Origin of the sequence: Actinoplanes sp. NPDC048967, from assembly GCF_040649415.1 — a bacterium.
In the GTDB taxonomy this organism is placed as follows: Bacteria; Actinomycetota; Actinomycetes; order Mycobacteriales; family Micromonosporaceae; genus Actinoplanes.
On record NZ_JBEZFL010000010.1, the window covers coordinates 185,466 to 209,840 of the forward strand.

The window sequence follows — 24,375 nt, forward strand, 5'->3', positions numbered from 1 at the left end:
TCTCGGTTCAACGCACCGGAGACAGTGGCGCTTTGGCCGCCCTCCGGAGTCTCAGTTCAACAGGCTGGAGAGAGTGGCGATAGCGCCGGCGAGGGTCACGCCGAACCAGGGGATGGCGGACAGACAGGTCCGGGGCCAGGTGGCACCGTTGGCGCGGTGCAGCGCCGCCGCTATCGCGGCCGCCACCACCGCGAGCACAAAGGACGCCAGCACAACGGTGAAGGTGAGGACGGCGCCGGGGTTCATCGGGGCCACCGGGGTTGAACACTGACCATGGTGCATCCCTCCTGAGGTGGGTGCGACCCGCGGCACGCGGGTGGCATTGGCACCTGGGCAGGGAGCCGCGGTAGCGTCGAGGGGCATGGTTCCGCGCGACGCAACCGACCCCTGCACAGGGTCGGAATCGCCGGCCGGAGAACCGGGGACAGGCGGGTGAGATCGCCTGCCCCCGGTTTGTTTTCCGGGACGTGACATCTACGCTAGCACCGACGCTATCCCTTTAAAAGAATGAAACATAACGTCTTCTGGTACGGCCAGAATGGATCTCCATTGCTGATCTCCGTACCGGATCAAGGGATCTTTGGGCTCAAGCGACCGCACCGTCCTGGCTATTCCGGAAACACCGGTCCTCATGTTTAGATTTTGTTCATGGCAGAAACCGATGTGGACGCCGAGGAGAAGACCCGGGGCTCCGGACGCGCCGCCGTGCGCATCCTGGGCGACCTGATCGCGGCCGGTGACCAGCTCCGCCCCGGCGACGTGGTCAGCCTCGACTACGTGATGGAGCAGAGCGGCGGCAGCCGCGCCCTGGCCCGTGAGGTGCTCCAGGTCCTGCAGATCAAGGGCCTGGTGACGCTGCAGCCCCGGGTCGGCGCCAAGGTTCAGCCGGTCGAGCAGTGGAACCCGTTCGACCCGGACGTCATCGAGTGGCGGCACCAGGTGGCTCCGCGCGTCCAGATGGACCTGCTCACCCAGCTGCGCGAGGCAGTGGAGCCGGAGGCGGCCCGCCTCGCCGCCCAGCACCCGTCGGCGGACGTGTGCCGGGATCTGATCAGTCTCAGCCGCCGGCTCAAACGGCTGGGCCTGGCCCGGGACGAGTTCCGCGACCCGGGCGAGGCCGGCGGCCGGCACCGCGAGCGGTACCGCGCCACGGACGAGGACTTCCACGTGGTGCTGCTCAAGGGGTCCGGCAACGACATGTTCGTGGCTCTGAGCGCCCCGGTGACCAAGGCGCTCAACTACCGCATCGAGCGCGCCGCGAGCGGGCCGGCGGGCAAGGTGCGACCCGCCGGCCCGGTCAGCAACTTCCCCGAGGTGCCGGAGGAGGAGTCACTGTGGCTGCACCTGGGCCTGGCGCACTGCGTCGCGCAGGGCCTCCCCGAGGCGGCGGAGACGTTCTCCCGCGCCATCCTCGAGGAGGTCCGCGGCGGCACCCGGTCACGCGTCCGCCGGTACGCGATCAGGGAAGCGCTGGACGAGATGGACCTCGCGATGCTGCACGAGGAGGACCGCGACGACTTCGCCGCCGCCATCAGCGCGATCGCGGGCGAGATCTGAAACTCAACGCCTCCCGATGTCCCACACGACGGCGTGGGCGCCCTCCCCGGTGACAGCGAGGGTGCCCGCCACCAGACCACGATCGTTGATGAACTGGACCGAGCCTCCGGTGGCCCCACGGTCCAGCGGGCCGAGGTCGACCACGCCGGCGCCCCGCCAGACGACGCCGTGGCGGCCGCCCAGGTCGGCCACGCCGGCCACGTTCCCGGCCGCGTTCATCGCGGTGGCCAGGCCGCTGACTCCGCTGAGCGCGGCGAGGTCGGTCGCCGTACCCCGGTGCCAGCGCACCGCCCGCAGGTTTGAGTTATCGCCGGCATTGCCGCCGACCTGGCCCCGGTCGTTGATCCCGACCGGGTAACTCTCGGTCCCGCCGAGCGCGCCGAGATCGGTGAAGACCCCGTTCTCCCAGAGGAACGCGTGCCAGCCGGAGTCCGGCACCCGGACGGTGCCGACAACCTGGCCCCGCTCGTTGACGTCGACGCCGATGCTGGCGATCCCGACCGGCGGCGTGAGCCGGATGAGCCGGCCGTCCCGCCACAGCGCAGCCTCGGTCTCCGCCCCGTCGGCGCTGATGGTGGAACCGGCGATGTCACCACGACTGTTGATGTCATCGGCCAGAGTGTCCCCACCGAGCCCGGGCAGATCGGTGGCGACGCCGTCCCGCCAGACGAACGCCTGGCCGTACTGTCCGCTGGTGGCGGTGTAGCGGGTGCCGATGACGCGGCCGTGGTCGTTGAGCCCGGTCACGGAGATCCCGTCCCCGGTGACGGCGGTGAGGTCCCGCAGGACACCGCGACGCCAGAGGAACGGGCGGGCGGTGCCGGCCGCGGTGAAGGCCGTGCCGGCGACGTCGCCGCGTTCGTTGACGTCGGCGGCGTAGCTCGGGCCGCCGCCGGGAAGGGTGCCGAGATCGGTGAGATGGCCGTTCCGCCACCGGAAGGCGTGGGTGGCGCCGGAGGTGGTCTCGCTGGAGCCGACCAGGTAGCCGGAGTCGCTCAGGGCGGTGGGATTGCTCCAGGCGCCGCCGAGAGTGCCTACGTCTTGTGGGGTTGTCGGGGCGGTAGTGGCGTGGGCGGCTGTTGTGGGCCCGGCTGCTACGGCGAGTGTGGCGATGACGGCTGTGGTCAGGAATCTGCTCGGACGCATCTTCTCCCCCTCCAGAATGTGGCGTTCCATCGCCACTCTGCGGGTCCGCGCGCCTGACGTCTGTCCGTCGATCGTCCATGGTGGATCGGTTGATCGGCAGGTTTGTGGGTGTGGTGTTGCCTTTTTCCGCGTGTCCGCACCTTCCTCTGTCCGCATCGCCGCCTGTCCGCATCGTCGTCCGTCCGCACCGCCGTCCGTCCGCACCGCCGTCCGTCCGCACCGCCGCCCGTCGCGCCGCCGCCCGTCGCGCCGCCGCCCGTCGCGCCGCCGCCCGTCCGCACCGCCGCCCGTCCGCACCGCCGTCCGTCCGCACCGCCGTCCGTCCGCACCGCCGCTCGTCCGCACCGCCGCTCGTCGCGCAGCCGCCCGTCCGCACCGCCGCCCGTCGCGCAGCCGCCCGTCCGCACCGCCGCCCGCCCGCACCGCCGCCCGCCCGCACCGCCGCCCGCCCGCCCACACCGCCGCCCGCCCACACCCCGGCCCGTCCACACCCCGGCCCGTCCACACCTCCGCACCGCCGCACCTCCACCCGTCCGCACGTCCGCACGTCCGCATCGTCCTCTGTCCGGACCTCCGCACGTCCGCACCTTCCTCTGTCCGCACCTCCGCACCTCCGCACCTCCGCACGTCCGCACGTCCGCACGTCCCCACGTCCCCACGTCCCCACTTCCCCTATCCACACATCCGCGGTCCAAGCGGGCGGTGGAGCCTGGCGGCCGGCCTACGTTTCCGCATTTGCCTGCGGCGTCCGGCATCTGCGCGCCGCGCACCCGCGACGCTCGATGTGGGTCTGGTCTGGGGGCCGTTGCCTCGAACCCCAAGTCCAGCAAGAAGTCCGACGACCGGCGGGCAGCCGATGGCACGGCTGAGCATGACCGATGACCGGCGAAGGGCGACAGCCAGATGGACACGGCGAAGCACGACCGATGACCGGCGAAGGGCGACAGCCGGATGGCACAGCCACCCGCGACCGGGGATCCACGGCCGGGTGACCGGGAATCCGCGGCCGGCGAGGTGGGGCCGCGTTTCAGCCCAGTCGTGCCGCGACGAACTCCGTCGCGTCGTCCAGGAACTTGTTGTAGTCCAGGTGTGCGGCCAGGCTCGTTCCGCCCTGGCAGAAGCGGTCGTTGCGGTTGCAGAAGGACTGCGTCCGGTCCGCGAAGGCGTCCAGCCCACCCGCGCCTCGCGGGAAGACGCCGTTGCGGGTGCCGTTGCCCACGTTGAAGTCCTCGCCCGCGGTGAATGTCGGGTCGCCGAAGAGCAGAACCGCCGCGACCCGATCGGACAGCGCGGCCGGGATCGCGGGTTGGCCGGCGGCACGACCACGGACCGACCGGCCCGCGAGGGCGTCACCGACCACATTCGCGCCCTGCGAATAACCCATGAGGACGAACTTGGTGTCCGCGCACGCCGCCGCCGTCTGCTGCACGTCCGCCGCGATGCTCGTGACGCCCTGCCGGACGCTGGCCGTGTAGTTGAACGAGGCCGGATAGTCGACAGCGGTCGACCGCACGGTCTGCGGCAGCTCACGGGTGAGTTGCTGGGCGAGCGGCGTCAGCAGCACGCCGAGGCCGGGCCGTTCGGTGGTCCCCCGAGCGCCGATGACCTCCACGTCGGGACAGGCATTCCGGGGCGCCTGGGCCGCGAACGTCAATGGAGCGACAAGCAGGCCGGCCGCTCCGACAACACCCGTCGCCGCGATGGTGAGAACTGTGCGTAAACGCATTTCGTCATCCCTTTCCGAAGGGCCGAGGACTATATGCATTCCATACGCAGAAACCTTGGAGCACGCCCAACGCTGAGGATTAAGTCACATCCAGTGCAGAAATGATCCGCAGGTCGCCGCCATCCGTAGCAGCTTCAGCGCCCTCACCGGGCAGGTCCCGGCCGCGCCGCGCCACCCACTCAAAGGTGAATGTGTGTCCATTCATCGGCGGGTGGGCAGACCGGTAGCGCCGGCCACCGACGCACCGTTTGCGGCGAATTCACCATTCGCACCAGACACGGGAATGCGGTACCAGGAATGGGCACAATGGACAGTCACGCCGGTAGACGTCCCACGGAGCAATGTCGAACACGCGACGGCCGAGCCCGGCGCGAGCTGGAGTTCGTTCCACTCGCTGGGCCGTTCCTGTCAGTCGGGCTCGCCACTGGGTGATTCTCTGGCCGGCCCGGCTGGGCCGAGGGCTGGCCGCTCCCGCGGCCGAGCTCACGCCACTCGGCAAGTTCTCCCCAACCCGGCTCGGCCGGGCAAAGGCCGGGCCGCTCCCGCGGCGAGCTCACGTCACGGGGTGCGCTCTTCCCAACCCGGGCCGCTCCCGCCCGCCGGCCTCACCCCACCGGGCGAGCTCTCCCAACCCGGGGCTGCTCCCCCGGCCGACCTCACCCCACCGGGCGAACTCTCCCAACCCCGGGCTGCTCCCCCGGCCGACCTCACGCCACCGGACGAACTCTCCTCAACCCAGGGCCGCTCCCCCCGGCCGACCTCACGCCACCGGACGAACTCTCCCCAACCCAGGGCCGCTCCCCCCGGCCGACCTCACCCCACCGGACGAACTCTCCCCAACCCAGGGCCGCTCCCCCCGGCCGACCTCACCCCACCGGACGAACTCTTCCCACCCGGCCGAGCACCGGAGGCCCTCAGTCGTCGAAGTCGACGATGACCTTCTCCGACGTGGGCGTCGACTGACAGGTCAGGACGAACCCCGCCGCCACCTCGCCCGGCTCCAGCGCGAAGTTACGCCGCATCACCACATCCCCCTCGACCACCCGCGCCCGGCAGGTGCCGCACACCCCACCCTTGCAGGCGAACGGCAGGTCCGGCCGGGACCGCTGCGCACCCTCCAGCACCGTCTCGCCCTCCGGCACGGTGACCGTGGTCGACCGCCCGTCGAGCACCACAGTGACCTCGCTGCTCGGCCCTTCGAGCCGGCGCTCCGCCCGTACCGGCTCGGGCGGGGCCTCGTCCACCCAGAACAACTCCCGGTGCACCCGCGCCGGCTCCACGCCGTGCTCGCCGAGCACCTCGGTCGCCGCGGTGACCATGCCGAACGGTCCGCACAGCCACCAGTGGTCCACAGCTCCGACATCGATCAGCAGCGGTAGCAGCGTGCGCAGCTTCTCCGCGTCGAGCCGGCCGGTGAGCAGGTCCACCTCGCGGGGCTCACGTGACAGCAGGTGCACCAGTTCGAGGCGGGCCGGGTGGGCGTCCTTCAGGTCCGCCAGCTCCTCGGCGAACATGACCGTGTCGGCGCGCCGGTTGCCGTACAGGATGCTGACGTGGGCGTCCGGGTGTCGCAGCAGCGACGCTGCGATCGACAGCACCGGGGTGATGCCGGAGCCGGCCGCGATCAGCACGTGCCGGCCGCCGGTCGTGAGGTCTGGGGTAAAGGAACCGGTCGGCGGTGCGACCTCGACCTGGTCGCCGGCGCGCAGGCCGTGCACCAGCCAGGACGACACCAGACCGCCGGGGACCTCACGCACGCCGATCCGTGGTCGCGCCCCGGCGGGCGCGCAGATCGAATAGGTTCGGCGCTCGTCGCCCCCGTCGCCGACGTGCCGCACCGTCAGCGACTGACCGGGCCGGAACGCGTACCGGTCGGCCAGTTCGTCGGGCACGTCGAAGGTGACGGCGACCGCGTCGTCGCAGAGCCGTTCGACGGCGGCGACCCGCAGCGGGTGGAACTCGCGGACCACCACGTCAGATCTCCTTCACGTGCTCGAACGGCTCCCGGCACACCGGGCAGCGGTGCAGGGAACGGCACGCGGTGGCACTGAACGCGGCGATCTCCTCCGTGTCGGGGTTCCCGCACTGGGGGCAGGCGATGGCCCGGCGGCTCGGCGCGAGTGTGAGCGGAATCGGTCCCGCCGCGCGGCGGGGTGCCGCACCGGGTGGCGATATCCCGGCGGCCGCTAGCTTGTCGCGCCCGGCCGCGGTGATCCAGTCGGTGGTCCAGGCGGGCGTGAGCACCGTTCGTACCTCGACCCGGGCGTAGCCGGCCTCGTGCAGGGCTTCGGTGAGGTCGTCCTGGATGGTCCGCATCGCCGGGCAGCCCGAGTACGTCGGGGTGATCGTGACGACGACTCCGTCGCCGGACTCGTCGACGGCGCGCAGGATTCCCAGGTCGGCCAGGGTCAGCATGGGCAGCTCCGGATCGGCCACCCGGGACGCCACGGCAACCGCGGTCACCACACACCCCCGGGCAGGGATCGCGCCACACTCTGCAACTCGGCCAGGATCTCGGTCAACGCGGGAGTGTGCTCCCCGTCCCGTCCAGTGCCGCCCTCATCAAGGACAGCATCGGCGGGCCGGAGCTTCGCGGCCGGCAGCACCTGGGCCCACACCGCGTCGAATTCCGGCCGCGTCGTGGACGGGTCCACCGCCACCGACGCGGGGGCCAGGCGCAGCTCGACCTGGTCCGGCACGAACAACTCGCCGACCAGCGGCGTCACCGCGTCGATCGCGGCCTGCATCCGCTCGTGGGAGATCTCCGTGCCGTCACCGAGGCGGACCACCCATTGCGCCGCGTAGTCGCGGTGGTAGGTCACTTCCTTGACGCCCTTCGCGCCGATCGCCGCGAGCACCGGGTCGGCCGAGGCGGTCAGCCGGTCCAGCAGCGCGAGCCGCCACGTCGAGAACACCAGCAGCCGGGCCACGAGGTGCGCGAAGTCGGCATCCGCCCGCTCCACGAGCCGTACGTTGCGGAAGTCGGCGGCGTCCCGCAGATAGGCCAGCGCATCCTCGTCGCGCCCGGCGTCCTCCACCTCGGCGGCCCGGCTCAGCAGCAGCCGGGCCTGACCGAGCAGGTCCAGGGCGATGTTGGCCAGCGCCAGCTCGTCCTCCAGCTCCGGCGCACGGGTCACCCACTGCTGCAGCCGGTGCGACATGATCAGCGCGTCGTCACCGAGCGCCAGGCAGTACGCGCTCAGATCGCCCCGGTCGACGTCCTGCGGAACGGCGGTGTCCACACCGGCGAGAGGGTCGGCGAAACCGGTGCCATACGCCCACCGCGCATCGTCGTCGTGGTCGGTGAGCGCCTCATAGGCGGCGTCGAAGGACATGGCATCGCCTCAGATGTGCGGTACGGAGTCGGGAATCGAGTAGTACGTCGGGTGCCTGTACACCTTGTCGCCGCTCGGTGAGAAGAACGCGTCCTTCTCGTCCGGGCTGGAAGCGGCCACATCGTCCGAACGCACCACCCAGATGCTCACACCTTCGTTCCGCCGCGTGTACAGGTCACGGGCGTGGTGCAGCGCCATCTGGTGGTCGGCGGCCCGCAGCGAGCCGACGTGTACGTGGTTGAGCCCGCGCTTGGCCCGCACGAACACCTCGAACAGCGGCCACTCGTGCTTGATCTCCTCGGTCATGCCGTTACCTCCTGACGACGCCGGGCGTGCGCGGCGGCCGCCTCACGGACCCAGGCGCCTTCCTCGTCGGCGCGACGCCTGTTCTCGATGCGCAGGGCGTTGCAGGGCCCATCGCCGGAGATGACCCGCTTGAGCTCGGACCAGTCGATCGGTCCGAAGTCCCAGTGCCCGCGCTCCTCGTTCCAGCGCAGGTCGGGGTCGGGCAGGGTGACGCCGAGGGCCTCGGCCTGCGGCACGCTCATGTCGACGTAGCGCTGCCGCAGCTCGTCGTTGCTGTGCCGCTTGATCTTCCAGGCCATGGACTGGGCCGAGTTCGGCGACTGGTCGTCGGGCGGGCCGAACATCATCAGCGACGGCCACCACCAGCGGTTGACGGCGTCCTGCACCATCTCCCGCTGCGCCGGGGTGCCGCGCATCATCGTCATCAGCAGCTCGTAGCCCTGCCGCTGGTGGAAGGACTCCTCCTTGCAGATGCGGATCATCGCGCGCCCGTACGGGCCGAACGAGCTGCGGCACAGCGGCACCTGGTTGCAGATCGCGGCGCCGTCGACGAGCCAGCCGATGACGCCGACGTCCGCGAACGACAGCGTCGGATAGTTGAAGATCGACGAGTACTTCTGCCGGCCCTCGATGAGCCGCCGGGTCAGGTCCCCGCGGTCGGCGCCCAGGGTCTCGGCCGCCGAGTAGAGGTACAGCCCGTGCCCGGCCTCGTCCTGCACCTTGGCCAGCAGGATCGCCTTGCGGCGCAGCGAGGGCGCGCGGGTGATCCACTCACCCTCCGGCTGCATCCCGATGATCTCGGAGTGCGCGTGCTGGGCGATCTGCCGGATCATCGTCTTGCGGTAGCCGTCCGGCATCCAGTCGCGCGGCTCGATGCGCTGGTCCTTGGCGATGGTCTCGGTGAAGGTCTTCTCGTTGGTGTCCGTGACCGTGTCGGTCATCGGGTCTCCTCCCAGGTGTGGAAGCCCTGTCCGGTCTTGCGACCGAGCTCGCCGCGGGCCACCTTGTCGCGCAGCAGCGGCGGCGGTGCGAACCTTTCGCCGAGCTCGCGGTGCAGGTGCTCCGCGATGGCGAGCCGGACGTCGAGGCCGACGAGATCGGTGGAGCGCAGCGGTCCCATCGGATGCCGGTAGCCCAGCTCCATGGCGCGGTCGATCGACGCGGCGTCCGCGACGCCTTCCTCCAGCATCCGGATCGCTTCCAGGCCGAGCAGCACGCCGAGGCGGCTGGTGGCGAAGCCCGGCGAGTCGCGGACCACGATCGGGGTCTTGCCCAGTCCGGCCGCCCAGAACCGGGCGGCGTCGCGGACGGTGCCGGCCGTCTGCGGGCCGACGACGATCTCGACGAGGTCGCTGGCCGGCACCGGGTTGAAGAAGTGCATGCCGACGAAGCGCTCGGGCCGGTGCAGGCCCTCGGCGATCCCGGCGATGGAGAGGGAGCTCGTGTTGCTCGCGAGCACGGTGTGCTCCGCGACGGCCTTCTCGGCGGCGGCGAGCACGCCGGTCTTCATGCGGGCGTCCTCGGGCACGGCCTCGACGACGAGCTCGGCCGCCGCCGGCAGCGCGGCGAGATCGTCGGTGACCGTGATCCGGTCGAGGACGACTGCGGGGTCCTCCGCGAGCTTGCCCCGCTCAGCGGCCCGGCGCAGCGCGGCACCCAGACGCTCCCGGGTGGTCACGCCGGCGGCACGGTCGGCCTCGACGACGGTCACTGAGGCACCGGCGGCGGCGAAGACCTGCGCGATGCCGGCGCCCATCCGCCCGCCACCGATCACTCCGACGGCCTTTGGCACGCCCGAGCCCACCGGCTGCGGCGTAGCGGCAGTCATCGTTTCTCCCCGTAGCAGTGAGGGTCAGAGGCCATGACGATGGAGAACACGGTCGCCGCGTTCATCGGCGTTCTCCCGACAGGAAAGCGTCCATCCGGCTGCGCTTGTCCTCCGACTCGAAGAGGATCGCCTGGGCCAGGTCGTCGGCGACCGGATGGCCACCCGGGGAGTCGGTGACCAGCTTGGTGAGGCGCAACGCGAGCGAACCCGACCTGGCCATCCGGTCGAGCAGCGCGTGGCCACGCTTCAGCAACTCGCCGGCCGGCACGATCTCGGCCACCAGGCCCAGCCGGTAGGCGTCCTCGGCGTCGAGCCGCCGGCCGGCCAGCAACACCTGCTTGGCCACCGAGGCGCCGACCAGCTCGCGCAGACGCCAGCAGGCGCCGGCCGCGGCGAGGATGCCCAGGCCCGGCTCGGGGTTGCCGAAGGTCGCCGTCGGGGTGGCCAGGCGGACGTCGCAGGCGTAGGCCAGCTCGGCGCCGCCGCCGAGCGCCCACCCGTCGACCGCCGCCACCGTGGGCAGCGGCAGCCGGGCGATCCGGTCGAACAAGCGGCTGTTGATGCCCTGCAGGGCCTGCTCGCGCCCGCGGTCGCGCAGCTCCGCGATGTCGGCGCCGGCGGCGAACGTGCCGCCGTCACCGGTGAGGAGCAGCAGCCTCGGCCGTTCCTCCAGGCCCGCGCACACCGCGTGCAGCTCACGGACCATGGCCGCGTTGATCGCGTTGCGGGCCTGCGGCCGGTGCAGCGTCACGACCACGCGGTCGTCCGACTCCTCGACCTTGATGGTGGTGAGAGCCGGGACGGCCGTGGTGGCTTCGGTCATCAGACGCGCTCCACCAGCATGGCGACGCCCTGGCCGACGCCGACACACAGGGTGGCCAGGCCGCGGCGGGCGTCCTCGCGTTCCATGCGGCCGAGCAGGGTGACGGTGAGCCGGGCGCCGGAGCAGCCCAGCGGGTGGCCGAGGGCGATCGCGCCACCATCGGCGTTGACCCGGTCCTCGTCGAGTTTGAGCCGGCGCAGCACCGCCAGCGACTGCACGGCGAACGCCTCGTTGAGCTCCACCGCGTCGACGTCGCCGATGCCCCAGCCGGCCCGGGCCAGGGCCTTTTCCGTGGCAGGCACCGGGCCGAGGCCCATGATCTGCGGCGGGACACCGGCGCTGGCCGAGGTGACGATGCGGGCGCGCGGGGTCAGGCCGTACCGCTGCACGGCCTCGGCGCTGGCCACGACCACGGCGGCGGCGCCGTCCGAGAGCGGTGACGACGACCCTGCGGTCACCACGCCACCCGCGCGGAACACGGGTCGCAGGGCACCGAGGCGTTCCAGGCTGCTGCCGCGGCGCGGGATCTCGTCGACGGTCAGCTCGCCGTCCTTGAGCGGCACCGGCGTGATCTCGGCGGCGAAGCGGCCGGCGTCGATCGCGGCTATGGCGCGCTCGTGGCTGCGCAGCGCGAAGGCGTCGCTGTCGGCGCGGCCGATGCCGTCGAGGGCCGCGACCTCCTCCGCCGTCTCCCCCATCGCCAGCGTGACCCGGCGGTCCTCGGGGCCGGTGCCGGCGTCCTTGTCGTGCGCGGTGAAGCGGGGGTTGGTGAAGCGCCAGCCCAGGGAGGAGTCGACGATCTCGCCCGGGCGGGCCCACGGCGTGCCCGGCTTGGCCATCACCCAGGGCGCCCGGGTCATCGACTCCACACCGCCGGCCACGATCAGGTCGGCCTCGCCGCTGCGGACCGCCTGGGCGGCGGAGATGATCGCGGTGAGGCCGCTCGCGCAGAGCCTGTTGACCGTGTAGCCGGGGACCGTGTCGGGCAGCCCGGCGAGCAGGGCGGCCATGCGGGCGACGTTGCGGTTGTCCTCACCGGCCTGGTTGGCCGCGCCGAGGACGACCTCGTCGATCGCTTCCGCCGGCACCCCGCCGCGGCTGACCGCCTCCCGGACGACCAGGGCGGCGAGGTCGTCGGGGCGCACGCCGGAGAGGGCACCGCCGTACTTGCCCTGCGGGGTGCGGACTCCGCCGACCAGGAAGGCCTCAGGCATTGCTCTCCTCGGTGACGTGGTGACGCGACTGCAGCGTGAAGAACCGGCCGGTGACGAAGTGGGCGTCGGTCAGCGAGGCGGTCGCGGCCGGGTTGGCCGCCGTGCCGTGCAGGTCGCTGAACGCGGCGGTCTGGTTGACGAAGACCCCACCGGTGAGGTTTTCCGAGAGGTGCACGCCGGCGTCCAGCGCGGCCTCGCGCGCCGCGGCCAGCACCTCGGGCGAGGTCGAATAGACCGAGGCGGTGAGCGCGCCATGGTGCTGCACCGTCTGGGTGAACAGCGCGAGGCTGTGCGCGGTCGACTCGGTGGCGATGACGAACGACACCGGCCCGAACCACTCGCGGGTGTAGGCCTTCTCGTCGGCTGCGTCGAGGCGCAGCACCACCGGCGTGCGGATGGTCGCGTCCGGATACTGCTCGTCGGCCACGGCGGCGGACGGGTGGATGACGCTCGGGGCGTTGCCGGCCTCGGTGAGCCGGGCCAGCACGCCGTCGTTGACGATCGCGCCCAGCGTGCCCGCGGCGCGCTTGGGGTCACCGAGCAGCTTGTCGAGGGCGGCGGACAGGTCAGCGCCGAACTCCTCCACGCTGCGGTGGCCGGCATCGGTCCGGATGCCGGTCGACGGGACCAGCAGGTTCTGCGGGGTGGTGCACATCTGCCCGCTGTAGAGCGACAGCGAGAACGACAGGTTGCGCAGCAGGCCCTTGTAGTCGTCGGTGGAGTCCACGATGACCGTGTTGAGACCGGCCTTCTCGGTGTAGACGACCGCCTGGCGGGCGTTCGCCTCGAGCCAGTTGCCGAACTCGCTGGAGCCGGTGAAATCGACGATCCGCACGTCGGGGTGGGTGGCCAGGGTGGCGGCGATCCCGTCGCCGCGCTCCTCGACCGCCAGGGTCACCAGGTTGGGGTCCTGACCGGCCTCGGCCAGCACCTCACGGGCGATCTGCACGGTGATGGCCAGCGGGAGCACAGCGCCGGGGTGCGGCTTCACGATGACCGGGTTGCCGGTGACCAGACTGGCGAACAGGCCGGGGTAGCCGTTCCAGGTGGGGAACGTGTTGCAGCCGATCAGCAGCGAGACGCCGCGGCCCACCACCGTGCTGGTCTTGGCCATGCGCAGCGGGTCGCCACCACGCTGCGGCTTGGCCCAGGACGTGGTCGCGGGGATGCGCGTCGACTCGGCCAGCGCGACGGCAACGGCCTCGAGACCGCGATCCTGGGCATGCGCCCCGCCGGCCTGGAACGCCATGACGAACGCCTGGCCGGTGGTGTGCTGCACGGCGTGGGCGATCTCGAAGACACGGGTGTTGATCCGGTGCAGGATCTCGGCGGCCACACCGGCCCGGCCCTGCGGCCCGGCGGCGCGCCACCCGGGGATCGCGGCGCGCGCGGCCGAGATCAGGGCAGCCGGGTCACCCTTCGGGTAGCGGATGTCCAGGGCGATCCCGTACGGCGAGCGCTCGGTCGCCACGGTGCCGCTCGCCCCGGGCACCTCGATCGGGAAGTCCGCACCGAGCAGGGCCTGGAACGCGCGTTCACCGGCCGGCGCGGCGTCCTCGCCGTAGACGGACTTGCTGGGCGACTCGGGATACGCAGACCAGTAGTCGCGCGTGGCGGCCGCCTCGATCGCCTTGTCGAGCAGCTGGCGGTGCTTCTCGTAGAACTCGGCGGGGGTTGTCATCGGCGCTCCTGTGCGGTTGGCTGTATCCATATTTACCGTCCGTTCGGTCGGTAATCAAGACCGGGCCGGAAACGGAGGCAACATGGCACGTGGCGACGAGGCGCGCACGCCAGCACACGACATGTTCGACCGGGACAAGGCCTCCCAGGCCCTCGGCATCGAGCTGATCTCCGCCGGCGGGGGCAGCGCGGTCGCGCGGATGACGGTGACCAGCGAGATGGTCAACGGTCACGGCATGACCCACGGGGGCTACCTGTTCCTGCTCGCTGACACGGCCTTCGCCCTGGCCTGCAACGCGGCCGGGCCGGTGACCGTCGCGGCCGGCGCCGACATCACGTTTCTGCGGCCCACGGCGGAGGGCGACGACCTTGAGGCCCGCGCCGTCGAGCGCGCGTCCAGCGGCCGCAGCGGTGTCTACGACGTCACGGTCACGCGCGGCGGCGACGTGATCGCCGAGTTCCGCGGCCGCAGCCGCGTGATCAGCCCGGGCCGGCCCGCATGACGGACCGGCCCGGCGATCCGGCCCACGCCGAACGCGTCGTCGACTACCTCGAGGAACGCAACCGCCCCAAGCGCGGGCGGCCCGGTCACGACCTCGGCGCGGTGCTGGCGGCGGCCGTCCGGCTGTTCAACGAGCGCGGCTACGAAGCCACCAGCATGGACGACGTGGCCAAACGGCTGGGCATCACCAAGTCCAGCCTCTACCACCACGTCACCGGCAAGCAGGAGCTGTTGCGGATCGCCGTCGACCAGGCCCTGGACGGACTGCACGAGGCGATGGACGAGGTGGAAGGGCTCGACGCGCCCGCCCTCGACCGGCTCGAGTCCCTCATCCGGCGCAGCGTGCTCGTCCTCGCGGAGCGCCTGGAATACGTGACGTTGCTGCTGCGCGTACGCGGGAACACGGCGGTGGAGCAGCAGGCCCTGCTGCGCCGCCGGATCTTCGACGCCAAGGTCACCGAGCTGGTCAAGCAGGCCCAGGCCGAGGGGGCCATCCGCCCGGACGTGGACGCCGCCACCGCCGCCCGCCTGCTCTTCGGCATGGTCAACTCATTGATCGAGTGGTACAGCCCGCGCCGCGGCGGCGCGGCGGAGCTGGCCGAAACCGTCACCACCATCGCCTTCGACGGCCTGCGCACGAGGCAGTGAGGTTCACAGAGGAGACGACATGCAGGACCGCACCCCCCGCCCTGAGGATCTCGACCCGATCGAGCGAGCGTCCGTCGACGAGCTGCGGGCGCTGCAGCTCCGGCGCCTGCAGTGGTCGCTGCGCCACGCGTACGACAACGTGCCGCAGTACCGCAAGATGTTCGACGAGATCCAGGTCCACCCCGACGACCTGCGCGAGCCGGCCGACCTGGCGAAGTTCCCGTTCACCGACAAGGCCGTGCTGCGCGCGAACTACCCGTTCGACATGTTCGCCGTGCCGCGCGAGCAGATCTCCCGGCTGCACGCCTCGTCGGGCACGACCGGGCGGCCCACCGTCGTCGGCTACACCCGGCAGGACATCCGCACCTGGGCCGAGCTGATGGCTCGGTCGATCCGGGCCTCCGGCGGCCGGCGCGGCGACCGGGTCCATGTCGCCTACGGGTACGGCCTGTTCACCGGCGGACTGGGCGCCCACTACGGCGCCGAGGAGCTGGGCTGCACGGTCATCCCGATGTCCGGCGGCATGACCGAGCGCCAGGTGATGCTGATCAACGATTTCAAGCCGGACGTCATCATGGTCACACCGAGCTACATGCTGGCCATCGTGGACGAGATGCGCCGGCAGGGCATCGACCCGCGGAGCACGTCGCTGGCCGTCGGCATCTTCGGCGCCGAGCCGTGGACGCAGGACCTGCGGCGCGAGATCGAGGAGCAGCTCGACATCCACGCGCTGGACATCTACGGCCTGTCCGAGGTGATGGGCCCCGGCGTGGCGACCGAATGCGTCGAGACCAAGGACGGCCTGCACGTCTGGGAGGACCACTTCTACCCCGAGATCATCGATCCGCAGACCGGCGAGGTGCTGCCGGACGGCGAGCAGGGCGAGCTGGTCTTCACCTCGCTGAGCAAGGAGGCGATGCCGGTCGTGCGCTACCGCACCCGGGACCTCACCCGGCTGCTGCCGGGCACGGCCCGGCCGATGCGCCGCATCGAGAAGATCACCGGCCGTACGGACGACATGATCATCCTGCGCGGGGTGAACCTCTTCCCGACCCAGATCGAGGAGCTGATCCTGCGCACGCCCGAGCTGGCACCGCACTTCCAGTGCCTGCTCAGCCGGGACGGGCGCCTCGACACGATGACGGTGAAGGTGGAGCGCCGGCACGGCATCGAGCCGGCGGCGGCCGAGCTCGCGGGCCGGCAGCTGGCCACCCTGGTCAAGAACACGATCGGCGTGAGCGTGGCGGTGGCGGTGATCGAGCCGGACGGCGTGGAGCGCTCGGTGGGCAAGATGCGCCGCATCGTCGATCAGCGGCCCAGGGACTGATCCTCCGGCCGGGGCGGTGGCCCGGTGCTGCCCCGGACCACCAGACGGGGGTTCAGGACGACCTCGAGCCGCTGCTTGCGCCCCTCGTCAAGGCGCTGGACCGCGGCGAGCACCGCGTGCCGGGCCTGGGCGGCGGCGTCCTGGTTGACGGTGGTCAGGTCGATGTGGACGAGATGGGCGAGCGTGCTGTCGTCGTACCCCACGACGGAGACCTGCCCGGGCACCTCGATGCCGGCGCGGACGAACGCGTCCATGACCCCGACGGCGCAGCGGTCGTTGGAGGCCATGACGGCCGTCGGCCGGTCGGGGCTCGCGGCCAGCAGCCGCCCGGCGCGGATGCCGCCCTCCTCGGTGTGGTCGCCCGCGATGATGCGGATCTGGTCGGCGAGGCCGGCCCGGCGCATGCCGTCGCGGTAGCCGCGCCGGCGCGCGGCGGCGACGACACCGCGACCGCCGTCGACGAAGGCGATGCGGTGATGACCGAGACCGGTCAGGTGAGCGAGGGCCTCGGCGACCCCGACGTGGTCGGCCGGGCGCACCACGTCGACGTCGCCGGTGGCGACGCGCCGGCCGATCGCGACCACCGGGACCTGGGCGGCCAGGGAGGCGAGCCGCTGATCCGCGGCGTCCGGGCCGAGCAGGAGTACGGCCTCACAACGGAAGTCGAGCAGCGCCTCGATCGCCCGGTCCTCATCACGGTGCCGGGTCAGCGTGGACAGCACCACCTCGTAGCCGATCCGGTCCGCCTCGGCCTGGATCTCCTCGACCAGCTCGGCGTGGAACGGGCTGCGGATGTCGAGCATCACACCGAGCAGATGGCGCCGCCGGCGGGCCAGCATGCTCGCCGTGCGATCCGCGCGATAGCCCAGCTCAGCGGCCGCTTCGAGAACCCGCCGACGGGTCTCGGCACTGGGGCCGGGGGCTCCACGCAGCACCAGCGAGACCGACGCCGTGGAGACGCCGACCCGCGCGGCCACGTCGTCGAGCCGGGGTCGTTGATCCACTCCTGAAACCTCCGGAAGCACCCTTGACACACAACGAGATCGACTTGGATAGTACTCGCAGTTAAAGCGCTTTAAACCTCGGACTCCGGAGGTCCCATGACCCTCTCGTCCCCCGGCGTCGCTGTCATCGGCGCCGGCATGGTCGGCCGCGCCCACGCGAACGCCTACCGCAACGCCGCTACCGTCTTCGCCCCCGGCCGGCCCGCGCCACGCCTGGTCGCCATCGCGGACACCCACGAGCCGTTCGCCGCCGACGCCGCCGCCCGCTACGGCTTCGCCCGCACCGAGACCGACTGGCGGGCCGTGATCGACGCGCCCGACGTCGACGCGGTCACCGTCGCGGTCGCCAACAATCTGCACCGCGAGATCGTCGAGGCGGCGCTGGCCGCCGGCAAGCACGTCCTCTGCGAGAAGCCGCTCGCCCCGAGCCTCGACGACGCGCAGGCCATGGTCGACGCCGCCGCGGCCTCCGACCGGGTGGCCGCCGTCGGTTTCACCTTCCGCCGCTCCCCCGCGATCAACGCCATCCGCGAGCAGGTCCGCAACGGCGGCCTGGGCCGGGTGCGGCACCTCGTCGGCACCTACTTCACCGACTACGGCTTCGACCCGCAGCGCCCGATGAGCTGGCGATACCTCGGCGGTCCGGGTTCCGGGGTGCTGGCCGACATCGGCAGCCACCTCGTCGACCTGGCCGAGTTCTTCTGCGGTCCGACCACCGGCGTGCAGGGCACCTCGATGAGCACGCTCGTCTCGTCCCGCCCCAAGCCGCTCGGCGTCACCGTCGGGCATGCCGGCGGTGTCGAGCTCAGTGACGAGCACGTCCCGGTGGAGAACGAGGACATCTGCACCTTCACCACCACGTACGCGGGCGGCACGCTCGGCACCTTCGCCCTTTCCCGGGTGGCGTTCGGCCACGCCAACACCCTGCGCCTGGAGCTGTTCTGCGAGAACGGCACGGCGTCGTTCGACCTGACCCGACCGGGCGAGTTCAGCATCATCGACGGCACACCCGGGCAGAGTGTGAACGGCGCCCGGCAGGTGTTCATCGGGCCGTGGCATCCGTACGTCGCCCGCGGACTGCCCATGGACTTCCCCACGGTCGGCCACGGCCAGAACGACTTCTTCGTGTTCCAGGCGCGCGCGTTCCTCGACCAGATCGCCGGCATCGACGAGCTCCCACCGTGCCCGGATCTGGCGCACGGCCTGCACAACCTGCGCGTGCTCGACGCGGTCGTCTCCGCCACCGACAAGCCCGTCCTGCTCTGACCCACACCCGTCCGGAAGGCAATGCCATGAAGCTCGGCGCCTACACCGCGTGCCTGCACGACCGTTCCCTGGACGAAACCCTCAAGATCCTCGGCGAGCTGGGTCTGACCAGCGCGGAGATCAACGCGGGCGGTTTCATCCCGGCCCCGCACCTGCCCGTCGACGACCTCCTCGCGAGCACCGGCGCCCGTGAGGACTACCTCGGCCGCTTCGCCCGGGCCGGCATCGAGCTGACCGGCCTCAACGTCAACGGCAACCCTCTCAACCCCGACCCGGCGGTGGGGCCGAGACACGCCGCCGATCTCCACCGCGCGATCGACGTGGCGGCCGCCCTGGGAGTCAGGCGGGTGGTCACCATGTCCGGGCTGCCGGCCGGCGAGCCCGGCGGCACCACGGCCAACTGGGTGGTGAACCCGTGGGACAGCCAATATCTCGACACCCTCGACCACCAGTGGCACCAGGTGGCGGTCCCGTTCTGGAAGGACATCAACGCCCGCGCGGCCGCCGCCGACGTCAAGATCTGCATCGAGATGCACCCGCACAACCTCGTCTTCAACCCGCCGACGCTGCAACGTCTGGTCGAGCGGACCAACGCCACCCACGTCGGCGCCGAGCTGGACCCGAGCCACCTCTTCTGGCAGGGCATGGACCCGGTGGCCTGCGTCGAGTATCTCGGCGACCTGGTCTTCCACGCCGCGGCCAAGGACACCAGGATCAACCCCGACAACGCCAAGGTGTACGGCGTCCTGGACGACCGCTTCACCCGTACCCCGGCCGAGGCCGAACCCGTGAACCTGGGTGGCGCCAACACGCTGAACCAGTGGCCGAAGAACCCGTCGTGGGAGTTCGTCGCGGTCGGGCGGGGGCATGGCGTGGAGGAGTTCTGGGTGCCGTTCCTGCGGGCGTTGAGTGCGGTGGACCCGGACATGGCCGTCAACATCGAGCACGAGGACCAGGCGTTCGACCAGGTCGACGGGTTGCGCCTGGCGGCCGAGAACCTGCTCGCGGCGGCGGCGCGAGCCGGCGTCTGAGCAGGCGATGATCAGGTGGGCTCCGATGAGAACAGTGTCAGACCGAGCCGGTGGGACAGGAAGCGGGCCGCCAGCTGACCCTTGACGCTGTTGCCGAACGCGTCGAGTGGAGGGGCGAAGGTGGCCAGGGCGCCCTTCCCGGGCGAGACGACCACAATGCCGCCGCCGATGCCGCTCTTGCCGGGTACGCCCACGTCGTAGAGCCAGTCGCCCGAGGTTTCGTACAGGCCGGCGGTGGCCATGACCGCGAGCGTGTAGTGGCAGACGGTGGCGTGCACCGCCTGGGCGCCGGTGCGCGGGTTGACGCCGCCGTTGGCCAGGGTGGCGCCCATCACCGCCAGGTCCGTGGCGGTGACCCGCAGGCAACTCTGCCGGGTGTAGAGGTCGACCGCCGTCACCGGATCGCAGCCCAGGAGGCCGTAGGTCTGCAGCAGGTCGGCCAGGGCCCGGTTGCGATGGTTCGTCGCCGACGCGGAAGCGAAGACTTCGTCGTCGAGCTGTAGCGCCCGGCCGGCGAAGCGGGACAAGCCGTCCCGCAGGAACGCCCACTTGGCCTCGGCGCTGTCGCCCGGGGCGAGACTGGCGGTGGCGATCGCCCCCGGGTTCACCATCGGGTTGGTGCGGCCGTCCGGGCCACGTTCCACCGCGGCGAGGGAGTTGAAGGGCAGCCCGGTCGGGTTGACCCCCAGCCGCCGCCTGAGCTCTTCCGGACCGATGGTTGCGCAGACCACGGCGAAGACGAACGGCTTGGCCACGCTCATGACGGTGAAACCGGCGTCCGCGTCGCCGACGCCGAAGAGCCCGCCGCGAGCCCCGCCGCGCAGATGCCGAAAAGCTGCGCCGGCACGCGGGCCAGCGCGGGATAGACCCGCGAGCGCTCACCGGCGGCGACGGTGCGGAACCGCTGGTACGCGTCCTCGAGGGAGCGCCTTACCTGCTCCGGGGAGGGAAGCTCGCCGGTGGACACGTACGGGGCGCCGTCGTGGTCGAGGGATTCCACCGATGGCTCCATGCCGGCCTCATTCCAGCCCGACGCCGGTGGCGGCGACGTCCTGCTTGAGCTGAGCGGGATCCGCCCGGAGTGGCCGGACCTCCAGCTTCGCCGCGCGTCTCATGGCCTGCTCCACCGTGGCGCCCATGCCGGATCCGGCCACGACAACCAGTCCGGCCTGGCCGGCGTCGAGATGCTCGCCGAGCTCCATCAGATCACGGCGACTCAGGCCGGCTGCCGCGTGACCGGCCAGCGCGCCGAGCAGGGCACCGCCGGCCGTGGTTGTCACCAGCAGGCCGCCGCCGATCGCCGCGAACGGGAACAGTGCGACCACCAGGCCGGTCGCCAGCCCGAGCCCCCCACCCAGCACACCACCGGCCCGGGTCGGCGTTTCGTAGCGCTGCACGATCGCCACCGTGCCGTCGGGCTGACGCTCCACCACAGCGGCGTCGTAGGCGTCGACGAGGTCCGCCTCGGCGAACAGGTCTCTCACCAGCTCGTAGTCGTCATTGGCGAGCGCGACGCCGGGATACACACCGACGTGAACCAGGAACGTGTCGGTAGCCATCGCCATCCCCCCTCCGATAAGCGCATCCGGACAACAACGGTGTCCGGGCGGCCCGGCGAACGCCTCATCCCCGGCAGGTGACCCGCCCCCGGACGGGCCTGCCGGCGGGGCACAGGTCGAGGAGCCGCCGACCCCTTCAAGCGGCGCGGACGAGGCCGCGCGCTCCGGGGCAGCTTCATCCCGCGATGCGCCGGGCCCCCACCCGCCGAACCCCCACCCCCCACCGCCCAACCCCACCCACCGGTCCCACCCACCGGGCCTCAACCACCGGGCCCCAACCACCAGGCCCCAACCACCGGGCCCCAACCACCGGGCTCCCGCCGGCCGGGCCGAGCCGCCGGGCCCCCACCAGCCGGGCCCCAACCACCGGGCTCCCGCCGGCCGGGCCGAGCCGCCGGGCCTCAACCACAGGGCCCCAACCACCAGGCCCAACCACCGGGCTCCCGTCGGCCGGGCCGAGCCGCCGGGCCCCCACCAGCCGGGCCCCAACCACCGGGCTCCCACCCACGGGGTCCTCACCGAGCAGCTCACGAAGCCGGCCCAGCGCCCACCCCCGGGCCCACCCCCGGGCCCTCACCCGCCGGGCCCCAACCACCGGCTCCCACCCACCGGGCCCGACCCGCCGGGCGACAAGCGGCCGTCCGTGACCGCGCAGCCGAAAGCCGACCCGCGCCCGGCCCGGCCCGGAGCAAGATTCGGTCACTCCCGGCGGATGAGGCGGGCGCCGCCGGATTCCGGCAGCCTCCTGGTCATGAACTCCAGCGAGGAGGCCGGATGCTGACAGTCGGGGTCGCCGAAGAGTTTCTGCTGCTGGGGCCTGACGGCGCCGTGGTGCCGTCGGCGCCGTTCGTCGCCCGGCAGGCTCGCGACGAGGACCGGATCAGGCCCGGCTTCCTCGCGTACCAGTTGGTGACCGACACGGCCGGTTGCGGGAGCCTCCACGAGTTGCGCGGCGAGCTGTCCCGGCTTCGGTTGCAGGCCGCGGACGCCGCGCGCCGGGCGGGCGTGAGCCTCGTGTCGGTCGGCGCCCCGCCGTTCGCGGCCGGTCCGCTCGGCGCGGTCACCGACGAGACGCGGTACCGGGAGCTCGCCGGCTGGTTCCCGGACGCCGTCGTGGCCGGCCGCGGCTGCACCTGCCAGGTACGGATCGAGGTGACGGACCGCGACCAGGCCGTCGACGTGCTGGCCCGGATCCGCCCGTGGCTGCCCGCCCTGCTCGCGTTGACGGTCAACTCGCCGTTCGCCGACGGCCTGGACACCGGGTGGGCCAGCTACCGCTACCACCTGCAGCAGCACTGGCCGACCTTCCGGCCGCCGGGCGCCTGGGACGGAGCTGACCGCTACGACAGCGTGGTGCGCTCCCTGATCCACTCGGGCGCAGCCCCGGACGAGTCGACGGTGTTCTTCCTGGCCCGGGTGCCCGCCGGCCAGCCGGTCGTGGAAGTGCGGGTGGCCGACGCCTGTCTGACTGTCGAGGACTCGGTCGTCTTCGCCGGGATCGTGCGGGCGCTGGTCCGGAGTCTGATCACGGACGCCCGGCGGAACCTCACCACGACGCCGGTGCCGACCAGTGTGGTCGACGCCCACCTGAACACCGCCGCCCACGGCGAGGTGCGCCTGCGCCAGGACCGGCTGACCCCGACCATGCCGGCCGCGCACGAGGCGGTGGTGCGTCTCATGCGGAAGATCGGTCCGGCGTTGTCCGCCAACGGCGACGTGGACGACGTCTACCGGGGATTCAAACGGCTCCGGCAGCAGGGCACCGGCGCCGACCGGCAGCGGCGGGCCCGGCGACGGCGGAAGGGCACCACGGACTTCGTCCAGTTCCTGGCCGGATCCACAGCAGCGGGAACGGCGGAGGGCTGAGGACGCGCACGACCACTAGGCTGGTCGGGTGCGGCGCTTACTTGCCTGGGTCACCGCCGGCGTGGTCATCGTCGTCACCGGGGCCTGCAGTGCCGACAACGCCTCGCCGAAGGGCGTGACCGCGGGCCCGTCCGCCTCGACGAGCATCGCCGCCCAGCCCGATGCCCAGGTCAGGACCGTCGACGCCGCCGGTGACATCCTGCAGATGAGCGTCGGGCCGCTGATCCGGTCCGGTGACTCCGTCGTGCTCACCGTCCAGATCCGGCTCGACCGGTCCGCGAGCGGCAGCGCCAGCCTGGTCAGCCGGCACTTCTCCAGGCTCCTGACCAACTCCTTCGACGCCGCCCGCCTGGTCGACGAGGCCGGACGCCGGGTCTTTCTCGTCTCCGAAGGACTCGACGGCAGCGGCTGCGTCTGCACCGGACTCGTCCGCTTCGAGGTCGGTGAGACCCGCCCCCTGCGGGCCGTCTTCCGGGGCGTTCCGGTCGGCGTCCAGCGGCTGTCGGTCATGCTCCCCTACGCCGGCGTGTTCACCGACGTGCCCGTGAACGACGGCGTCGTGCCCTCGCCGCCCGCCGGGCAGACCGGAGCCGGCCAGGCGCGGGAGTCCCTCGACCCCGCGACGGCAGCTCCCGCGTTCACCGCCGCCCTGGAGTCGTACACCGAACGGCTCGACGTCGCGTTGCGGACGCGGCGGTCCGCCGACCGGGTCGACATCAGCCTGGACACCGACGTGCTGTTCCGGCTGGACAGTGCCGAGCTCACCCCGGGCGCCGGCAGGTCCATCGCCGCCGCCGTCACCGATCTGAAGGCGGCCGGGCCCGGCCCGCTCACCGTCACCGGCCACACCGACAGCACCGGCACCACCGCGCACAACCAGGACCTCTCCCAGCGGCGGGCGCAGGCCGTGGCCAATGCCCTGCGCGCGGCGCTGCCCGACCGGCAATGGCCCAGGACCGTCGCCGCCGAGGGTGAGAGCGAGCCGGCCGTGCCCAACGACTCCGCTGCTCATCGGGCGCTCAACCGGCGGGTCGCCATCACCTACCGGGCCCGCGGGCCGGCCGCCCCCACCCCGGCCAGGGCCGTGCTGCCCAAGACCACCGGGAAGCAGGGGCAGGCCCCCGACGGTGTCGAGGTCGCGATGCCCCTCAACCGGGGCACGCTGCGCTTCGTGCCCGGCCCGGCCACCGTACGGGGACCGTTCCTGCTGGTGAGCCTCACGGCCCGCAACGTCGGCGACAACAAGGCCACCATCCTGGACTTCCTCGGCCAGGGCGTGTTCACCGTCCGCGACGAGTTCGACCCGTACGCCCGGTACGGCACCGCCGGTGTCCGCCTGCTCGCCGGGGACACCGCCGCCTACGGGCTCGACTACGAGTCCTCGCCCGGCTCCCACCGCTGCCTCTGCGACCGGATCCTCAACAAGGCCATTCCGCCGGGCAGCGAGCAGATGCTCACCCTGTGGTTCCCGGCCCCGCCCGCCGGCACGGGCACCGTCACCCTCGACGTGCCCGACCGGCTGCGGATCACCGGCATCCCGGTAGCCTGACCCGCCGG

Annotated in this window: 24 protein-coding genes; 8 read left to right on the plus strand and 16 right to left on the minus strand. The window is 72.0% G+C overall.

Annotated elements, in window-relative coordinates:
- Positions 1-51 precede the first annotated feature (51 nt).
- On the minus strand, positions 52-246 hold the full coding sequence (locus AB0C12_RS35435; protein ID WP_360554561.1) for a hypothetical protein: 195 nt from the start codon (positions 244-246) through the stop codon (positions 52-54).
- A gap of 402 nt (positions 247-648) precedes the next feature.
- Between AB0C12_RS35435 and AB0C12_RS35440 the strand changes: the two genes are divergently transcribed.
- A complete protein-coding gene (locus tag AB0C12_RS35440) occupies positions 649-1,557 on the plus strand; it encodes an FCD domain-containing protein (protein ID WP_360554563.1) in 909 nt (302 codons plus the stop codon).
- Positions 1,558-1,560: 3 nt separating this feature from the next.
- Here AB0C12_RS35440 and AB0C12_RS35445 read toward each other — a convergent pair whose 3' ends face one another.
- The 11 genes from AB0C12_RS35445 to paaN all read right to left on the minus strand — a co-directional run bounded on the left by AB0C12_RS35445 (position 1,561) and on the right by paaN (position 13,616).
- Positions 1,561-2,733, minus strand: coding sequence for a hypothetical protein (locus AB0C12_RS35445; RefSeq protein WP_360554564.1), 1,173 nt, complete (start codon positions 2,731-2,733; stop codon positions 1,561-1,563).
- 997 nt (positions 2,734-3,730) lie between these two features.
- Positions 3,731-4,429 (minus strand): cutinase family protein, encoded by a 699-nt coding sequence (locus AB0C12_RS35450; RefSeq protein ID WP_360554566.1) that lies wholly within the window; start codon positions 4,427-4,429, stop codon positions 3,731-3,733.
- Positions 4,430-5,343: 914 nt separating this feature from the next.
- The gene (gene paaE / locus AB0C12_RS35455) at positions 5,344-6,402 is read right to left on the minus strand and encodes a 1,2-phenylacetyl-CoA epoxidase subunit PaaE (protein WP_360554568.1); all 1,059 of its coding nucleotides are present in this window, start codon (positions 6,400-6,402) and stop codon (positions 5,344-5,346) included.
- Position 6,403: 1 nt separating this feature from the next.
- Entirely contained in the window at positions 6,404-6,895 is a 492-nt protein-coding gene (gene paaD / locus AB0C12_RS35460) for a 1,2-phenylacetyl-CoA epoxidase subunit PaaD (protein WP_360554570.1), read from the minus strand.
- Positions 6,889-7,764: a 1,2-phenylacetyl-CoA epoxidase subunit PaaC gene (gene paaC, locus AB0C12_RS35465; protein ID WP_360554572.1), complete on the minus strand. Its 876-nt coding sequence runs from the start codon at positions 7,762-7,764 to the stop codon at positions 6,889-6,891. Before paaC ends, paaD begins: the two co-directional genes overlap by 7 nt.
- A gap of 9 nt (positions 7,765-7,773) precedes the next feature.
- On the minus strand, positions 7,774-8,070 hold the full coding sequence (paaB, locus tag AB0C12_RS35470; RefSeq protein WP_360554573.1) for a 1,2-phenylacetyl-CoA epoxidase subunit PaaB: 297 nt from the start codon (positions 8,068-8,070) through the stop codon (positions 7,774-7,776).
- Entirely contained in the window at positions 8,067-9,011 is a 945-nt protein-coding gene (gene paaA / locus AB0C12_RS35475; RefSeq protein WP_360554575.1) for a 1,2-phenylacetyl-CoA epoxidase subunit PaaA, read from the minus strand. The genes paaB and paaA overlap by 4 nt, the downstream gene beginning before the upstream one ends.
- On the minus strand, positions 9,008-9,898 hold the full coding sequence (locus AB0C12_RS35480) for a 3-hydroxyacyl-CoA dehydrogenase family protein (RefSeq protein WP_360554577.1): 891 nt from the start codon (positions 9,896-9,898) through the stop codon (positions 9,008-9,010). The genes paaA and AB0C12_RS35480 overlap by 4 nt, the downstream gene beginning before the upstream one ends.
- Before the next feature lie 61 nt (positions 9,899-9,959).
- On the minus strand, positions 9,960-10,721 hold the full coding sequence (locus AB0C12_RS35485) for an enoyl-CoA hydratase/isomerase family protein (RefSeq protein WP_360554579.1): 762 nt from the start codon (positions 10,719-10,721) through the stop codon (positions 9,960-9,962).
- On the minus strand, positions 10,721-11,935 hold the full coding sequence (locus AB0C12_RS35490) for an acetyl-CoA C-acyltransferase (RefSeq protein WP_360554580.1): 1,215 nt from the start codon (positions 11,933-11,935) through the stop codon (positions 10,721-10,723). The genes AB0C12_RS35485 and AB0C12_RS35490 overlap by 1 nt, the downstream gene beginning before the upstream one ends.
- The gene (paaN, locus tag AB0C12_RS35495) at positions 11,928-13,616 is read right to left on the minus strand and encodes a phenylacetic acid degradation protein PaaN (protein ID WP_360554582.1); all 1,689 of its coding nucleotides are present in this window, start codon (positions 13,614-13,616) and stop codon (positions 11,928-11,930) included. The genes AB0C12_RS35490 and paaN overlap by 8 nt, the downstream gene beginning before the upstream one ends.
- Positions 13,617-13,698: 82 nt before the next feature.
- Between paaN and paaI the strand changes: the two genes are divergently transcribed.
- Genes paaI through paaK form a run of 3 tightly spaced genes read left to right on the plus strand, consistent with a single transcriptional unit; the run spans position 13,699 to position 16,092 of the window.
- Positions 13,699-14,118: a hydroxyphenylacetyl-CoA thioesterase PaaI gene (paaI, locus tag AB0C12_RS35500; protein WP_360554584.1), complete on the plus strand. Its 420-nt coding sequence runs from the start codon at positions 13,699-13,701 to the stop codon at positions 14,116-14,118.
- The gene (locus AB0C12_RS35505) at positions 14,115-14,765 is read left to right on the plus strand and encodes a TetR/AcrR family transcriptional regulator (RefSeq protein WP_360554586.1); all 651 of its coding nucleotides are present in this window, start codon (positions 14,115-14,117) and stop codon (positions 14,763-14,765) included. Before paaI ends, AB0C12_RS35505 begins: the two co-directional genes overlap by 4 nt.
- Before the next feature lie 19 nt (positions 14,766-14,784).
- Positions 14,785-16,092, plus strand: coding sequence for a phenylacetate--CoA ligase PaaK (paaK, locus tag AB0C12_RS35510; RefSeq protein ID WP_360554587.1), 1,308 nt, complete (start codon positions 14,785-14,787; stop codon positions 16,090-16,092).
- Here the strand turns inward: paaK and AB0C12_RS35515 are convergent.
- A complete protein-coding gene (locus AB0C12_RS35515; protein WP_360554589.1) occupies positions 16,074-17,096 on the minus strand; it encodes a LacI family DNA-binding transcriptional regulator in 1,023 nt (340 codons plus the stop codon). The genes paaK and AB0C12_RS35515 overlap by 19 nt on opposite strands.
- Before the next feature lie 96 nt (positions 17,097-17,192).
- Between AB0C12_RS35515 and AB0C12_RS35520 the strand changes: the two genes are divergently transcribed.
- Positions 17,193-18,362: a Gfo/Idh/MocA family oxidoreductase gene (locus AB0C12_RS35520; RefSeq protein ID WP_360554590.1), complete on the plus strand. Its 1,170-nt coding sequence runs from the start codon at positions 17,193-17,195 to the stop codon at positions 18,360-18,362.
- 26 nt (positions 18,363-18,388) lie between these two features.
- On the plus strand, positions 18,389-19,393 hold the full coding sequence (locus tag AB0C12_RS35525) for a sugar phosphate isomerase/epimerase (protein WP_360554591.1): 1,005 nt from the start codon (positions 18,389-18,391) through the stop codon (positions 19,391-19,393).
- Between the two features lie 11 nt (positions 19,394-19,404).
- Here AB0C12_RS35525 and AB0C12_RS35530 read toward each other — a convergent pair whose 3' ends face one another.
- From AB0C12_RS35530 to AB0C12_RS35540, 3 genes are read right to left on the minus strand one after another with little or no spacing between them, the layout of a single operon-like run.
- On the minus strand, positions 19,405-20,148 hold the full coding sequence (locus AB0C12_RS35530; RefSeq protein WP_360554592.1) for a glutaminase: 744 nt from the start codon (positions 20,146-20,148) through the stop codon (positions 19,405-19,407).
- A 2-nt stretch (positions 20,149-20,150) separates the two neighbouring features.
- Positions 20,151-20,393, minus strand: coding sequence for a hypothetical protein (locus AB0C12_RS35535; RefSeq protein WP_360554593.1), 243 nt, complete (start codon positions 20,391-20,393; stop codon positions 20,151-20,153).
- Between the two features lie 19 nt (positions 20,394-20,412).
- On the minus strand, positions 20,413-20,952 hold the full coding sequence (locus tag AB0C12_RS35540; protein ID WP_360554594.1) for a hypothetical protein: 540 nt from the start codon (positions 20,950-20,952) through the stop codon (positions 20,413-20,415).
- A gap of 774 nt (positions 20,953-21,726) precedes the next feature.
- On the opposite strand from AB0C12_RS35540, the gene AB0C12_RS35545 reads away from it, so the two are divergent.
- Positions 21,727-22,818 carry a glutamate-cysteine ligase family protein gene (locus AB0C12_RS35545; RefSeq protein ID WP_360554595.1) on the plus strand — a complete coding sequence of 364 codons (1,092 nt, stop codon included), beginning with the start codon at positions 21,727-21,729 and terminating at the stop codon, positions 22,816-22,818.
- A 28-nt stretch (positions 22,819-22,846) separates the two neighbouring features.
- Positions 22,847-24,367 (plus strand): OmpA family protein, encoded by a 1,521-nt coding sequence (locus tag AB0C12_RS35550; protein ID WP_360554597.1) that lies wholly within the window; start codon positions 22,847-22,849, stop codon positions 24,365-24,367.
- The last annotated feature ends 8 nt before the right edge of the window (positions 24,368-24,375 follow it).

Coding starts and splice junctions, on each gene's coding strand:
- AB0C12_RS35525 (WP_360554591.1), top strand. CDS start 18,389: ATGAAGCTCGGCGCCTACACCGCGTGCCTGCACGACCGTTCCCTGGAC.
- paaA (WP_360554575.1), bottom strand. CDS start 9,011: ATGACCGACACGGTCACGGACACCAACGAGAAGACCTTCACCGAGACC.
- paaC (WP_360554572.1), bottom strand. CDS start 7,764: ATGTCCTTCGACGCCGCCTATGAGGCGCTCACCGACCACGACGACGAT.
- paaK (WP_360554587.1), top strand. CDS start 14,785: ATGCAGGACCGCACCCCCCGCCCTGAGGATCTCGACCCGATCGAGCGA.
- AB0C12_RS35540 (WP_360554594.1), bottom strand. CDS start 20,952: ATGGCTACCGACACGTTCCTGGTTCACGTCGGTGTGTATCCCGGCGTC.
- AB0C12_RS35505 (WP_360554586.1), top strand. CDS start 14,115: ATGACGGACCGGCCCGGCGATCCGGCCCACGCCGAACGCGTCGTCGAC.
- AB0C12_RS35445 (WP_360554564.1), bottom strand. CDS start 2,733: ATGGAACGCCACATTCTGGAGGGGGAGAAGATGCGTCCGAGCAGATTC.
- paaN (WP_360554582.1), bottom strand. CDS start 13,616: ATGACAACCCCCGCCGAGTTCTACGAGAAGCACCGCCAGCTGCTCGAC.
- paaB (WP_360554573.1), bottom strand. CDS start 8,070: ATGACCGAGGAGATCAAGCACGAGTGGCCGCTGTTCGAGGTGTTCGTG.
- AB0C12_RS35520 (WP_360554590.1), top strand. CDS start 17,193: ATGACCCTCTCGTCCCCCGGCGTCGCTGTCATCGGCGCCGGCATGGTC.
- AB0C12_RS35435 (WP_360554561.1), bottom strand. CDS start 246: ATGAACCCCGGCGCCGTCCTCACCTTCACCGTTGTGCTGGCGTCCTTT.
- AB0C12_RS35440 (WP_360554563.1), top strand. CDS start 649: ATGGCAGAAACCGATGTGGACGCCGAGGAGAAGACCCGGGGCTCCGGA.
- AB0C12_RS35450 (WP_360554566.1), bottom strand. CDS start 4,429: ATGCGTTTACGCACAGTTCTCACCATCGCGGCGACGGGTGTTGTCGGA.
- AB0C12_RS35485 (WP_360554579.1), bottom strand. CDS start 10,721: ATGACCGAAGCCACCACGGCCGTCCCGGCTCTCACCACCATCAAGGTC.
- AB0C12_RS35490 (WP_360554580.1), bottom strand. CDS start 11,935: ATGCCTGAGGCCTTCCTGGTCGGCGGAGTCCGCACCCCGCAGGGCAAG.
- AB0C12_RS35480 (WP_360554577.1), bottom strand. CDS start 9,898: ATGACTGCCGCTACGCCGCAGCCGGTGGGCTCGGGCGTGCCAAAGGCC.
- paaI (WP_360554584.1), top strand. CDS start 13,699: ATGGCACGTGGCGACGAGGCGCGCACGCCAGCACACGACATGTTCGAC.
- AB0C12_RS35545 (WP_360554595.1), top strand. CDS start 21,727: ATGCTGACAGTCGGGGTCGCCGAAGAGTTTCTGCTGCTGGGGCCTGAC.